Annotated in this window: 16 protein-coding genes; 3 read left to right on the top strand and 13 right to left on the bottom strand. The window is 42.0% G+C overall.

Going from position 1 to position 12,912, the window contains the following annotated elements; all coding sequences use genetic code 11:
• Window positions 1-14: 14 nt before the first annotated feature.
• Both G457_RS22775 and G457_RS0108340 read right to left on the bottom strand, forming a co-directional pair.
• The gene (locus G457_RS22775; protein WP_155847114.1) at window positions 15-161 is read right to left on the bottom strand and encodes a hypothetical protein; all 147 of its coding nucleotides are present in this window, start codon (window positions 159-161) and stop codon (window positions 15-17) included.
• A 239-nt stretch (window positions 162-400) separates the two neighbouring features.
• Complete coding sequence (locus G457_RS0108340) at window positions 401-1,411, bottom strand: dipeptide epimerase (protein ID WP_026946072.1); 1,011 nt, start codon at window positions 1,409-1,411, stop codon at window positions 401-403.
• A 94-nt stretch (window positions 1,412-1,505) separates the two neighbouring features.
• On the opposite strand from G457_RS0108340, the gene G457_RS0108335 reads away from it, so the two are divergent.
• Both G457_RS0108335 and G457_RS0108330 read left to right on the top strand, forming a co-directional pair.
• Window positions 1,506-2,987, top strand: coding sequence for a M14 family zinc carboxypeptidase (locus G457_RS0108335; RefSeq protein ID WP_035483534.1), 1,482 nt, complete (start codon window positions 1,506-1,508; stop codon window positions 2,985-2,987).
• A 93-nt stretch (window positions 2,988-3,080) separates the two neighbouring features.
• Window positions 3,081-3,806 (top strand): SIMPL domain-containing protein, encoded by a 726-nt coding sequence (locus G457_RS0108330; RefSeq protein WP_026946070.1) that lies wholly within the window; start codon window positions 3,081-3,083, stop codon window positions 3,804-3,806.
• Here G457_RS0108330 and G457_RS0108325 read toward each other — a convergent pair.
• The 9 genes from G457_RS0108325 to pdhA form a co-directional block, all read right to left on the bottom strand.
• Entirely contained in the window at window positions 3,803-4,147 is a 345-nt protein-coding gene (locus G457_RS0108325) for a hypothetical protein (RefSeq protein ID WP_155847113.1), read from the bottom strand. The genes G457_RS0108330 and G457_RS0108325 overlap by 4 nt on opposite strands.
• Window positions 4,148-4,230: 83 nt before the next feature.
• Window positions 4,231-4,641 carry an OsmC family protein gene (locus G457_RS0108320; RefSeq protein ID WP_026946068.1) on the bottom strand — a complete coding sequence of 137 codons (411 nt, stop codon included), beginning with the start codon at window positions 4,639-4,641 and terminating at the stop codon, window positions 4,231-4,233.
• Window positions 4,642-4,713: 72 nt separating this feature from the next.
• A complete protein-coding gene (locus G457_RS0108315; protein ID WP_026946067.1) occupies window positions 4,714-5,043 on the bottom strand; it encodes a DUF6787 family protein in 330 nt (109 codons plus the stop codon).
• 28 nt (window positions 5,044-5,071) lie between these two features.
• Complete coding sequence (locus tag G457_RS0108310) at window positions 5,072-5,530, bottom strand: DUF3368 domain-containing protein (protein ID WP_051260762.1); 459 nt, start codon at window positions 5,528-5,530, stop codon at window positions 5,072-5,074.
• Window positions 5,502-5,744, bottom strand: coding sequence for a UPF0175 family protein (locus G457_RS0108305; protein ID WP_026946065.1), 243 nt, complete (start codon window positions 5,742-5,744; stop codon window positions 5,502-5,504). Before G457_RS0108305 ends, G457_RS0108310 begins: the two co-directional genes overlap by 29 nt.
• A 63-nt stretch (window positions 5,745-5,807) precedes the next feature.
• A complete protein-coding gene (locus G457_RS0108300; RefSeq protein ID WP_026946064.1) occupies window positions 5,808-7,130 on the bottom strand; it encodes an aspartate kinase in 1,323 nt (440 codons plus the stop codon).
• Between the two features lie 64 nt (window positions 7,131-7,194).
• On the bottom strand, window positions 7,195-7,671 hold the full coding sequence (gene ribH, locus G457_RS0108295; RefSeq protein WP_026946063.1) for a 6,7-dimethyl-8-ribityllumazine synthase: 477 nt from the start codon (window positions 7,669-7,671) through the stop codon (window positions 7,195-7,197).
• Window positions 7,672-7,753: 82 nt separating this feature from the next.
• Window positions 7,754-8,467, bottom strand: a complete 714-nt coding sequence (locus tag G457_RS0108290; RefSeq protein ID WP_026946062.1) for a tetratricopeptide repeat protein — start codon at window positions 8,465-8,467, stop codon at window positions 7,754-7,756.
• Window positions 8,468-8,578: 111 nt separating this feature from the next.
• The gene (gene pdhA / locus G457_RS0108285; RefSeq protein ID WP_026946061.1) at window positions 8,579-9,598 is read right to left on the bottom strand and encodes a pyruvate dehydrogenase (acetyl-transferring) E1 component subunit alpha; all 1,020 of its coding nucleotides are present in this window, start codon (window positions 9,596-9,598) and stop codon (window positions 8,579-8,581) included.
• A 90-nt stretch (window positions 9,599-9,688) separates the two neighbouring features.
• On the opposite strand from pdhA, the gene recF reads away from it, so the two are divergent.
• A complete protein-coding gene (gene recF, locus G457_RS0108280) occupies window positions 9,689-10,792 on the top strand; it encodes a DNA replication/repair protein RecF (RefSeq protein WP_026946060.1) in 1,104 nt (367 codons plus the stop codon).
• Window positions 10,793-11,653: 861 nt separating this feature from the next.
• On the opposite strand, the gene G457_RS0108270 is transcribed toward recF, so the two are convergent.
• Window positions 11,654-12,331, bottom strand: coding sequence for an ABC transporter ATP-binding protein (locus G457_RS0108270; protein ID WP_162142696.1), 678 nt, complete (start codon window positions 12,329-12,331; stop codon window positions 11,654-11,656).
• 268 nt (window positions 12,332-12,599) lie between these two features.
• The coding region (locus G457_RS21225; protein ID WP_035483530.1) for a transposase at window positions 12,600-12,912 on the bottom strand (313 nt) is incomplete at its 5' end.

Below are 12,912 nucleotides of genomic sequence, written 5' to 3'. Positions count from 1 at the left end.
GAATTGGCAAATAATTAGGTAATGATCCGAAATTGTGTCTTTGTCCAAATTTCTATGCTTACCCGGCTGGAAGTTGGAAGAAGGGAGAGGGAAGCCTCCGGATAATAGACATAAAGGGAATAATGGCCTACTGCTACTCGGCTTTTCTTAAAGCTGGGCATGTTATGTGTTTACCGCTAAATTCCCAGTGAAAATCATCACCCATGGCGACCACTATGCTGCTTCTAGAAACGAGAGGCAGCATTTTTTTTTGCCCTCGTGAGTGTCATCACTCACGGGGAAAGCTATGCTAATTCGCTTCTCTAGAGGCAGCATTCTTTTTTTCCTATTTGCCACCGGGAGTGTCTTCACTCACGGTAACATAAATGCGGCTTCCGAACGAGTTTTTGTTCCCGATATTCTATTTCAAAAGAGCCCCAATACCTGCTCGATCCGGAAAAGTTACGCCATCAGTTTTGACCACTACACCCTCAGCAGGGTCCTCTGCCAACAGCAATGCTCCATCCATATCCACGAAGTCAAGCAACGGTGCCAAGTGAGCGATTGCAGAAATGCCCACCGAAGACTCTGTCATACAGCCCACCATAGTTTTCATTCCCAGGTTTTTGGCTTCTTGGATCATTCGAAGACCCGGAGTGATTCCCCCCGCTTTGACTAGTTTGACATTGATAGCATGAAATAAACCTTGGCATTTGGCTACATCTGACTCGATCATGCAGCTCTCGTCCGCCATGACGGGAAGTTTGGAATGCTGATAAACCTCCTTCATTTCCTCCCAACTCTCCCTTGGAAGAGGTTGCTCCATAAATTCAACCCCTAGTTTGGCAAGTTCCTCTGAGTTTCGAATGGCTTGCTCAGCGGTCCAAGCGCAGTTGGCATCGATCCGAAATTTAGCGTCGGTTTCTTTGCGAAGCGCCCTGACGATCTCGAGGTCATGATCTGTTCCTAATTTGATTTTATAAATGGGCCAGTCCACTTCCTTCATTTTGGATACCATTTTTTCTACGCTGTCAATCCCTATCGTAAAATTGCTGATGGGGATATCTTTCGGATTCAGACCGAGTACCTCATAGAGTTTTTGGCCACGTTGTTTGGCATAGAGATCCCAAGCAGCCATGTCAAGCGCACATTGGGCAAAAGCATCTTGGGCAAAATGCTGTCTTCCCAGTTCCCAGAGCTCCGAAGGATGATCCCATTTGCCGTTTTCTACAACATCCCGAAAACTATCCAAACTATCTGTCATTCGCTGTACAGTGACTCCATAGTAGGGATTGCTAGTGGCTTCACCTAAACCGAAAAAACCAGCATTCTCGAGCTTTACAATCAGGCTGTCTTGAACGTCTCTGCTTTGATGAGCGATGGTAAATGTATGTTTTAAAGGGAGGTCTACGACTTGATAAGAAAGTTTCATTACAATTTCGATGGGTTTATTGGCAGTAAAAACCTGTGTTTCCAAACAATCTTGATTAGATTTACTTGATCACACCAGCTTACTATTTGAAAAGATGAAAATAATCAAAACTTCTACGATTTGCATGTTTGTGCTGTTTTTGTTTTTTGCCTTTGGGTGTAAAATGGCATCAGAAAATGAAAAACATGCCATTGAGCTTGAAACGCTTGAGGCTGCCTTTGAGCAGTATAAAGAACCTGCCATTACACATCGAAGGTTTAAACATGCTGACATTCAGCCCTTGATCCAAAAGCATTCCTCCGCTTTTGAAATTGAAGAGTTGGGCGAATCCGTGGAGGGGAAGAGCATTAGTTCACTGACTTGGGGCGAAGGACAAACAAAAGTTTTGCTTTGGTCACAGATGCATGGAAATGAAAGTACAGCAACCATGTCATTGTTCGACCTCTTTAACTTTTTGGAAGCCTCTGGCGATGCCTACGATGAACTTCGACGAGTGTTGAAAAGTAATCTTCAGATCAAATTTATACCTATGCTGAATCCCGATGGGGCTGATGCCTTCAAGCGAAGAAATGCCTTAGATATAGATTTGAATCGAGATGCTATTTCACAGATTTCGCCAGAAGCAGTTATTTTAAAAAGTATTCGGGATGCCTTTGAGCCGGAGTTTGGTTTTAACCTTCACGATCAACAAATCTATTACAATGTAGATAAGACCCCGAAGCAGGCGACGATTTCGGTTTTGGCGCCGGGATATAATTATGAGCGGGATGTCAATGAAGTCCGTGGCCGGGCCATGAAGGCAATCGTCGGAATGAATGAAGTCTTGCAGCAGGTCATTCCGGGTGGAGTAGGTAAATATGACGATGGTTTTGAGCCAAGAGCTTTTGGAGACAATATCCAAAAGTGGGGAACAAGTACTATTCTGATCGAGTCCGGAGGCTATCTGGGTGATCCGGAAAAGCAATTTATCCGGAAACTCAATTTTATGATCATCCTGAATGCCCTGCATCAGATCGCTTTGAAAGGATATGAAGCCTATTCTGTGGATCAATATTTTGAAATTCCCGACAATGGCTTTCAACTCATGGATTTGATTCTTCAGGAGGTACAAGTGCCGGTGGAGGGAGATTGGTACCCAATCGATATTGCCATTCGCCGTAGAGAATCCAATGCCGACTCTACTTACTATGTCAACGGAAGTGTGGAGGATTTAGGAGATATGAAGGTGTACTTTGGACTGGAGGAGCTCGAAGCAAATGGCCTACGGTACGAGGAGGGCAAAACCTACGATCAGGCATTTGAATCCGTGAATGAAATAACAGGTGAAAAAGCTTTGGAACTCTTGAGATCAGGCTATTCTGCTGTCAAAGTCCAAAATGATGACCCGGGAGATTTGCATAATTTACCCCTGATCGTATTGAAAAGCAGAGATGAATTCACGGGAGGCTGGCAGACAGGTTCCAATCCTAGCTTCTTTCTAAAACAAGACGAGGTCTTGAAATATGCATTGATCAATGGCTATTTGATCGACTTACAAAATCCTAAAGATCAGCTATTCAAACAACGGGTTTATTGATTTAGGAAATGTAAATTATTGCTAAATCCTGAAATTTGGAGGCTTTTTTGTACGCTGAAAATCAATAACTTTAGATTCAAAATTCCAGTATTTATGAAATCAAACGCCTTGCTTTTTGCAGTAGCCATTGTACTTTCTTCCATCATATTTGGCTATGCAGTCATCAACCGAAACCGTCCTCAGGGAACAGTCAATGTGACAGGACTGGGGGAGAAAAATTTTACTTCAGACCTGATCGTCTGGGAGGGGAATTTTAGCCGAAGTAACTCCAATATTCAGTCCGCTTACGCGAATTTGGAAAAGGATCGAGAGGCGGTAACGCAATATTTGATCTCAAAGGGAATTCCCGAAGAGCAGTTGGTATTTAATGCCGTCACCACCAATCCGCAATACGAGCAGAATTACTCCAGTGATGGACGCTACATGGGTCAGACCTTTACCGGGTATCAGCTCAATCAGTCTTTGGTCATCGAGTCAAAGGAGGTGGAAAAAGTGGAGAAAATAAGTCGGGAAATTACCGAGCTGCTCAATCAGGGAATTGCTTTTTATTCCCAACAGCCGCGCTACTACTACACAGACTTAGAATCTCTCAAACTGGAAATGATTGCCAAGGCAACGGAAGACGCTCGTGTACGTGCGGAGCGAATAGCAGAAAATTCCGGAGCAGGTTTGGGAAATCTAATCTCTGCCAATATGGGGGTTTTCCAGATCACCGGTCAAAACTCCGGCGAGGACTACTCTTGGGGAGGAGCCTTCAATACCAGCTCAAAAAATAAAACTGCTTCCATTACGATGAAGCTGGTTTTTGAAGTAGACTAAAACACAATCGCAAAGGATAGAAATATAAGCCCAGCGTAGGCAAGAAAGCCGATGCCATATCCCACATATTTCATCCAGCCTGCGGACTGTCGAAGGCCCGCAGTATTTTTGAAGATAATCCCAGCCAAGCCGGTGGCGACCGGTGTGAAGGTAAAGCAGATCGAGAGCTCACGTAGATTTTCAGCGGAAAGCTTTCCCTCTAGGCTGAAGATGACAATCAATGCCAAGACCGTGAAGATGGCATTTTTGGCAAAGACCATGCGGTTTGAATCATGGGCAAGTTGCCGGTCAGAAACGGTATTCATTTGATAGTAATGGAGTTGGTTTAGTGCTCGTAGCAAAGACTTAACGTGCTTTCTTTCAATTAAGTTTGTACAAAAAAAGATCCCGAAGGATCTTTTTTCAATGTTAAATTTTCTAATGCCTAATTGAGAGTATAATCTACCGAGATTTCCATGTCAAGGGCTTTGGAAATCGGGCAGTTTTCTTCGGCATCTTTCACTAATTCCGCAAATTTTTCCTCAGTTATGCCTTCCACTTTAGCCTGAAGGACCAAGTGTGATTTTTTCAGGGTTCCATCTTCGAAAGTAATGTGGCTGGTGACATTCAGCTCCTGAGGAGGGAAGTTTTCACCGCTTAAGTTGAAGCTAAGCTTCATGGCGAAGCAACCTGCATGCGCAGCGGCTACGAGCTCTTCGGGATTGGTTCCTACGCCATCTTCAAATCGGCTACTGAATGAATATTGAGTATTATTTAAAACAGTGCTTGGAGTAGAAAGATGTCCTTTTCCTTCTTTTCCGCTTCCTTGCCATACGGCAGTTGCTTTTCTAATCATGGTTTAATGGATTTTTGGGTTAAAAATTCGGTTTCTATTACAAGGGATTTTGCAAGGAATTGGTTCTTGGAATTAGGATTTTTTCCTAGAAAAAACACTTCCGATTCTTCTGAAAATCTGCTTTTCCTTTTCCCAGAAAAACTTAAACTGCCCGAAGATAAATCCATAAACCAAAAGGAAAATCTGATATAGAGGTAATACGAGGAGTAAGTATAAGAATGTATTGACAAAGCCTCCTTTCTCAACTCCGAAGAAATCCAAAATCGGGTTTTTGATAAAAAGAATCGTGAATCCAGTACAGGCAAAAACAACCAACACCATGACCACCTGAAAGAGGCTGTCTAGCTTCCATTTGGTTTGGAGTCGTTTGAGGAATCCGGGATTACTTTTTTCTGATGTCAAGGAATTTAGATTTTTGATTGAATTTGATTTATTCTCCTGCGAGGTATAGAAAGCAAGCTTCCATTTTTGGGGAAATTCGAAAATTAGTTTTTTTAATGGCATCCAAAATTGGAATTACCGAGTTGATTTTTCCTTTTCTTTTGGCCTCGAGTATCACCCCTAGGGTACCCGTGTATTTCAAAGTCAACTGTTTGGCATATTTTCTTGCTTTATCATCATCTAGGATTAATAGTGTATTCTTTTTTTCCAAGGCTAAAGAAATAGCACTCATTTCTCCTGGGTCAAGTAGGCTTTGAATAATAGTTGGAGAGGTTTTTTGAGGATCTTCTATTTTAATCCATCGAGGAACAGGTTTTTGAAACTCGCTTTGAATAGTAGAAGTAATGACAATTTCTCCGTCAAGGACTTGCAAAAGCTCCAGCTGCCCAATTTTTTCTAAAATAATTAAGCAACTGGTATCAGCTATTATGATCTTTGATGGCTTCAAAATCAGAATCTAATTCGTCATGTGAGTAGTTGAAAACTGATATATTAAACCTTGTCAAAATATCCATGAATTCAACTTTTGGTAAGTTTACCAAGTCAGCCGCTTGACCTAAAGACAGCTTTCCGGCACCATATAAGTGGGCAGCTATTGCTTGAAGCGCCTCTTTACTATCTATGTCGATAAAGTCTGGTATGGAAAGCGTAATTGTTTTCATAATTCTAATATACCCAAAATAAAAAAACCGGAAGCAAAGTTCCGGTTGTAGATAGTTGTTTCGTCATTCCCATTTAAAAACCCCATCATTCAAATGTTGCAGCGCGTCTTTTTTGAACTTGCTGTCAATCAAAAGCGAAACGTTGTGCCTGCTCCCTCCATAAGAAACCATTCGAATGGGGAAATCAACCAGGCTATCCATCACGGATTTGACTGCTCCCCTAGTTTCAGAGACCATATTCCCCACGATGCAAATGATGGATTGATTTTGGTCTACTTCTACAGAACCAAGGACTTCGAGTTCTTTGATGATTTGGTTCAAATGAGATACATCATCAATAGTTACCGATACTGCTACCTCAGAAGTAGTGATCATATCGATAGGAGTCTTGTACTTTTCGAAAATCTCAAAAACCCTTCTCAAAAATCCATAAGCTAAGAGCATTCGGCTGGATTTGATTTTGATGGCGGTGATTCCGTCTTTGGCAGCAATGGCCTTCACACCTTTGGTCTCAACATTTGCCTTGATCAAGGTGCCGTGAGCACTTGGGTCCATGGTATTCAGTAGTCGTACAGGTACATTGTACTGCTGGGCTGGCCAAATGGAAGCCGGGTGAAGAATCTTCGCTCCGAAATAGGCCAACTCTGCAGCTTCATCAAAGGACAATTCTGCGATGGGACGGGTTCTGTCGACTATTCTTGGATCATTATTATGCATTCCATCGATGTCTGTCCAGATTTCACAGGCTGATGCATTGATGGCAGCAGCAATCAAAGAGGCTGTGTAATCAGATCCACCTCGCTTTAGGTTGTCCACCTCATTTCGGTGATTCTTACAGATGTAGCCTTGAGTCACGAATAGCTTTTGCTCGGGATGCTGAGCTAGAATTGCCTTCAATTTCTCCGAAATCCGCGTCAATTCCGGTTCGGAGTTTTCATCGATGCTCATAAAGTCCAAGGCGACCAAGAATACCGATGGGATTTCCATTTCCTCCAGAAGCGTGTAAAACAATTTGGTAGAGAGTAATTCACCCTGAGCTAAAATATCCCGGTTGATTGCCTCATTGAAGGATATTTTCAAAATGATATTCAAAAATTCAAAATGCTCCTTGATGATTGCTTCTGCCTTGGATCTAGCCTTTTCTGTTTTCAAAAGTTGCGGGTAAAAGTCCAGATAGTGAGCATGAAGTTCATCAATTCGCTCTTTGGCTAGTACTCGATTGGCATCTGCCAAGGCTTCTCCGATCCCCACAAGGGCATTGGTCGTGCCGGAAAGGGCTGAAAGTACCACAATGGTCGGTTCGTCTGAAGCAGTTACAAGGTCTTTGACCTGATGCATTCGCTCGGGCTTACCCACGGAGGTCCCCCCGAATTTCATTACCTTCATATAATACGAGAAATAGGTTTGGTTTTAAATTCTTGCTTCTTGGATCTAGATTCTAATTTCTAATTTAAAATCCCAGCATTTTCACGGCAGTGATGGCTGCTTCATCACCTTTGTTTCCGTGTTTTCCGCCTGCACGATCCATAGCCTGCTGCTGATTGTTTGGGGTTAAAACTCCAAAAATCACCGGCTTGTTAAACTTCAGCCCAACTTCCGTGATGCCATGAGCTACTGCATCGCAGATAAAGTCAAAATGACGGGTCTCGCCCTGAATCACACAGCCCAAACAGATGACCGCATCGATGGATTCGTCCTGAGCGCACCATTGGGCGCCAAGTGTGAGCTCAAAAGAGCCAGGGACGTTTTTTCGGAGGATGTTTTCCTTCTTTGCTCCATGCTGTAGCAAGGTCTGATAGGCTCCGGAGTAGAGGGATTCGGTTACATCCTCATTCCACTCTGATACGACGATGGCAAATTTTTTAGCGCTGATGTCTGCAATATTTTTTGAGCTGTATTCGCTCAGGCTTTTATTGGAAGTAGCCATATAGAACTTTTCATTTGGGTAAAAACAAAAAAGAGTAAGACCCGCAGGACCTTACTCTTCTAAAATGCTATGGACTAAAGCATTACTTAGCGGCAAGGCCTTCTAAGCGTGCTTTGTGTTTTCGAGCAAAAGAATACTCGTAAGACTCGTAGTATTTAGTTTCGATTTCGTCATAGGAAGCGATGGCGTCCTGAATTCTGCCAGCTTCTTCGTATGCGATAGCGAGTTTGTAAAGATATTTCGGCGTGAAATAATCGTTTTCCTTGTAGGAAGCCGCTTTTTCATAGTTTGAAATAGCCTGATCCAAATTACCACTTTCTAAATGAGCATCACCTAGAAGGGAATAGGCTTTGGCCTGTACCAAGTAGTCATCAGAAGAAAACTTCTCCAAATATTCGATTGCTTCTCCAAAGTTTTTCTCAGAAAGGTGAATCGAACCGATGTAGAAGTTGGCCAAATTAGCGGCATCCGTACGTGGGTACTCATCGACGATTTCTAGAAAACCTGCATTGATTCCATCACCATTCAGCGCAAAATCAATACTGTCTTGCTCGTAGAAATAGACAGCCTGAAACATCTCTGCCTGTGCTTCCTTATTTTTATTTTCATTGTTGATCTGGAAAAATAAAATTCCTCCGATCAAAATGATGGCAGCGATCAAAACGCCACCCAATACTTTGCTATTCTGCTTCAGAAAAGCTTCACCACGACCAAGTCGCTCAGCCAATACTTCTGGATTCTCCAGGAAGTCGTTTGGATCCTGTTGTGCTGCTTTTCCGGATTTAGTTTTTGCCATGTTACTCAATTTTCGAGTCGCAAATATACGGTTTTTATGATTTAGACAAAGCCAAATAAAAAAGCCATGATTTTATTAATAATCACGGCTTTCAATGACTTGATGATTCAATTATTCCATCACGAAAGGATAGTCTTCCTGTACATAGACATCTTGGAAAGCTACCTCTCCTTCTGGCCATGGTGATTCCTCAGCAAACTTGACGGCGTCAGTTACTTTCTTTTTTACCCGTGAGTTGATTTCGGAGATTTCGTCCTCTGTCAGGATTTTATTGTCTTGAATGGTTTTAAGAACCTGCTCGATCGGGTCTTTCATTTTATATTCTTCCACTTCCTCTTTGGTACGATACTTCTGAGGATCAGACATGGAGTGACCTTTGAATCGATACGTTCTGAATTCCAAAAGCGTAGGACCATCACCTTTTCTAGCTCGCTCTGCTGCTTCAGCTACTGCCTCATGAATTGCTTCTACATTCATCCCATCGACTGGGAAAGAAGGAATGTCATAGGCCTCCCCAAGTTGGTAAAGCTCTGTGACATTGGAAGTACGAGCTACTGAAGTACCCATGGCATAGCCATTGTTTTCGATGACGAAAATGACTGGGCTCTTATAGATCATGGCCAAGTTGAGCGCTTCGTGGAAAGCTCCCTGTCTTACTGCACCATCACCCATCTTACAAATGCAGACGTTTTGAGTGCCTTTATATTTTTCAGCAAAGCCAATTCCCAAGCCCATCGGGACTTGTGCACCTACAATCCCATGGCCTCCCATGAAGTTTCGCTCCTTGTCAAAGATGTGCATGGATCCACCTTTTCCTTTGGTGGTTCCGGTGATTTTTCCGAAAAGCTCAGCCATCACTGCACCCGGATCGGTACCAAGTCCCAGTGGATGCGCATGACAGCGATAGGCGGTGATCCATTTGTCATCCTTAGTCAAGGCAGTGATTGCACCTGAAGCACAGGCTTCCTGACCGATGTATAGGTGACAGAATCCACGGATTTTCTGCTGACCGTAGAGCTGACCAGCTTTTTCCTCAAACCTTCGCATCAAAAGCATGCTTTCATACCAGTAGGCATAGGTTTCCTTGGAATATTTCACTTTTGACTTGCTTGCTGTCGTTCTCTTTGCCATATCGTACTATTAAAATATGCTAATTTAGGCCCCAAATATAACCAACCTCTCCTAAAATTAAGGCTGTCGCCAAAATAATTCCCCAGACCCATGTACCTAAAGTCCCTGGAACTCTTACAATTCAAAAACCATGAGAAAACCCGGCTGGACTTTTCCCCACAGATCAATTGCTTTACTGGCCTCAACGGAAGCGGCAAGACCAATGTTTTGGATGGGATCCACTACCTCTCCCTCACCAAAAGCGCAGTCCAATCGAGCGATTCCCTGAATGTGCGGCATGAGGAAAGCTTCTTTTCGATCAAAGGGCAATTTGAAATTCAAGAAAAGCCACTGGAGGTGAGATGCACTTTCGAGCTCGGAAAGAAGAAGCAAATCTGGCAAAATGGGAAAACCTTGGATAAGACCTCCGAGCATGTAGGGTTAATTCCTTTGGTCTTAATAGCACCCGATGATACCGAGCTGATCAAAGGCGGGAGTGAAGGACGGCGGAAGTTTTTTGATGGATTGCTTTCTCAGCTCGATCGGCAGTACCTGAACCAACTCATTCGCTATCACCATTTTCTGAAGCAGCGAAATGCCCTTTTGAAGCAATTTGCCGAGACCGGCAGAAGAGATATGACCTTATTGGGAAGCTATGACGAAGAAATGATCCGGTTGAGCCAGGAGCTGGCGCAAAGAAGGTCCAAACTCCTAGAGGAAGTGGCGCCCATGCTTCAGGCGCATTATGAAGAAATCTCTCAGGGTCAGGAGAAAGTAACCATTCAGTATCAGACCGAGGCACTTCGGGAGGATTTTGGAGATTATTTTATGAGTCTTCGCAAAAAAGATCAGATCACTAAAAACTCCAATGCCGGGATTCACAAAGATGACTATGTGTTTTTGATCGGGGATCACCCCATTCGCAAGATCGGTAGTCAGGGTCAGCAGAAGTCTTTTATTATTGCTTTGAAGCTGGCTCAGTTTCAGATTTTTGAAAAAGATAGAGGCGAAAAGCCGCTACTACTTCTGGATGACATTTTTGACAAGTTGGATGATATTCGTATCGCCCAACTTATGCAGTTGATCTCCCGGCATACCTTCGGGCAGATCTTTTTGACAGATGCCAGACCCGAGCGATCGCACGCCATCCTCACCCAACTCGACTCGGAGGTCGTTTTCTTTGGAGTGGAGATGGGGAAGGTGAAAAGGGAGTAAAAAAAGAGCCCGAAGCCTCTTTCCTTATTTCCACAAGTTTTCTGGGTATTCCCAATATTAAATCAGAAATCCTCTTAACCTCAATTGCTTAATGATGCAATTATTAAACTCTAAGTCTCTTAAAAAGTCTCAGATTTAAGAAAAAAGAAAGAAACAGGTATAAAGTAGCAAGCAATAAGTTCAATGATCGGCTGGGAGTGTCCGAAATGGTAAAATCCATTCCTTGCACAAAAGTTAGATTATTAATCGTTCGGAAAGGAAGATAGGAAAATAGATCAAAGGCTTCTTTTGAGGTGTAAACTAAAAGTGGCTCAAGTAAGAAAGCAAAAAAGAAAGTTATTAAAATGGTTTTGAGCAGGCTTCTTGAAAGTAGTAGAATTAGCAAAAAGTAATTACCTATTGCGAAACCTTGAAAGAAGTAAAGAAATGGCCAGATAAAGTCTTGTATAGTTGTTCTCTTTGGAGAAACTCCTTCAATGAATCCTAATACTAAGGCTGAAAAAAAGACTAGTATTGTTAAAATGGAGTTTGCAATCAGCAAATTCTTCTGAAAAAAGATAAAAAGCTGTTTCTTACTAAACCCTGATAAAAGAATATAGCGCAGAAAACTGCCACCCTGATCTTTTATTCCTGACACGTACCCCATCAGCAAAGGAAATAAAAACACGAAGGGATAATTCATTGCAAAAAGTAAATTGAAAACATAGGGAATTTTGAAAGACCCGCCCAACCGGTAAATCAGGTCTTTTTCAAAAGAGACTATATAAAAATTTGCGATCAGGATTAGAAAAATGGAACAAAGGATGTACCCTTTGACAAAATTACTTTTGAACCAATTAGACCAGAAGATTTTAAGCAGACTCATAGCACAAGGGAGTGATAACTTTCTTCAATATTTCCGTTCCCGAGCTTAAGAAACGTTTCAAAATCCCCATCGAATAGCAGTTTTCCTTTATTGAGGAGGAATAGATGATTGCAGTAATTTGCCAAATCATCCAAGCGATGAGAAGAATAAAGCACCGAGATTTTTTGATCAATCAGCCAAGTGAGGGCTTTTTTGAAAAGGAAGACCCCTGATGGGTCAAGGCCATTCAACGGTTCATCAAAAATAACAAGCTTTGGCTTACCCATTATGGCTGAAATTATCCCTAATCTTTGTTTTTGTCCATAAGAAAGCGATTTGATCTTTTTATCAGCTTCCTCATCGAGCTTTAATAGAGCTAACAACTCCGAGACTGTGGATTCGTCAGTTTTTAGGTTTTTCAATACCTGCAAAAATTCCAACCATTCCTGCACGGTCAGGTGGTCCATAAACGATTCGTTGCCAACGAAACTGCCAAGGGTATCCTTTTGGATTCCGCTAATAGAGCCCGAATCAGAAGAAAGAAATCTGGATAATATAGAGATTAAGGTCGTTTTCCCACTTCCATTGGGTCCCACCAATCCATATAGTTTCCCGTCCAGTTCAATCTTCAGAGAGACCGATTGGAGCGCATGGGATTTTTTAAAGCGTTTGTCTAGTTGGTTTAATTCTATCACCAAAGAAAAATATTAAATAAATAATACAAATCAGTACAAATATTAACGAAATTTGAAAATTCTCCTTGAGAGAAATAAATGAGAATAAAGACTGGCAAGAGCATGAATCATATAAAACATACAAATTATAATACAAGTAAAAGCCGTATGAGGAACTAAATAACAATATTATAAAGGAACTGAAAAGCTTTGTTTTTTTAAAAAAAATGAAAACGAAAGATATAAATGACACTATCCCAAAAAGTGTGTAAATAGATTTTAGGGTTAGTTAGAGTTTTATACGGTTTTCAAACATAATCATAAATTGGTTTAGGATCATGCCCCAATCTCGGATAGGCATGGTCCATTTTTTTGTTGCTTCCATGACTGCCAAGAATACTGATTTCAGTACGGCTTCATCGGTTGGGTAGGAAAGCTTGTTTTTGGTGTATTTTCTGATTTTTCCATTCAGGTTTTCGATGATGTTGGTTGTGTAGATAATTTTTCTGATTTCCAGCGGAAAGTCCAGAAATGCGGTCAGTTCTTCCCAGTTGTCTCTCCAGCTTTTGATCGCATAGCCGTATTTCTGCCCCCATTTGGTC

It is taken from the genome of Algoriphagus marincola DSM 16067, from assembly GCF_000429405.1.
Classification (GTDB): Bacteria; Bacteroidota; Bacteroidia; order Cytophagales; family Cyclobacteriaceae; genus Algoriphagus; species Algoriphagus marincola.
Note: the sequence above shows the minus strand (reverse complement) of the source record. Positions and strands in the feature narration are given on the sequence as shown.

What these genes read in the sequence shown, in the direction of transcription:
- G457_RS22775 (WP_155847114.1), bottom strand. Translation starts at nt 161, where the DNA reads ATGCCCAGCTTTAAGAAAAGCCGAGTAGCAGTAGGCCATTATTCCCTT.
- G457_RS0108340 (WP_026946072.1), bottom strand. Translation starts at nt 1,411, where the DNA reads ATGAAACTTTCTTATCAAGTCGTAGACCTCCCTTTAAAACATACATTT.
- G457_RS0108335 (WP_035483534.1), top strand. Translation starts at nt 1,506, where the DNA reads ATGAAAATAATCAAAACTTCTACGATTTGCATGTTTGTGCTGTTTTTG.
- G457_RS0108330 (WP_026946070.1), top strand. Translation starts at nt 3,081, where the DNA reads ATGAAATCAAACGCCTTGCTTTTTGCAGTAGCCATTGTACTTTCTTCC.
- G457_RS0108320 (WP_026946068.1), bottom strand. Translation starts at nt 4,641, where the DNA reads ATGATTAGAAAAGCAACTGCCGTATGGCAAGGAAGCGGAAAAGAAGGA.
- G457_RS0108305 (WP_026946065.1), bottom strand. Translation starts at nt 5,744, where the DNA reads ATGAAAACAATTACGCTTTCCATACCAGACTTTATCGACATAGATAGT.
- G457_RS0108300 (WP_026946064.1), bottom strand. Translation starts at nt 7,130, where the DNA reads ATGAAGGTAATGAAATTCGGGGGGACCTCCGTGGGTAAGCCCGAGCGA.
- ribH (WP_026946063.1), bottom strand. Translation starts at nt 7,671, where the DNA reads ATGGCTACTTCCAATAAAAGCCTGAGCGAATACAGCTCAAAAAATATT.
- G457_RS0108290 (WP_026946062.1), bottom strand. Translation starts at nt 8,467, where the DNA reads ATGGCAAAAACTAAATCCGGAAAAGCAGCACAACAGGATCCAAACGAC.
- pdhA (WP_026946061.1), bottom strand. Translation starts at nt 9,598, where the DNA reads ATGGCAAAGAGAACGACAGCAAGCAAGTCAAAAGTGAAATATTCCAAG.
- recF (WP_026946060.1), top strand. Translation starts at nt 9,689, where the DNA reads ATGTACCTAAAGTCCCTGGAACTCTTACAATTCAAAAACCATGAGAAA.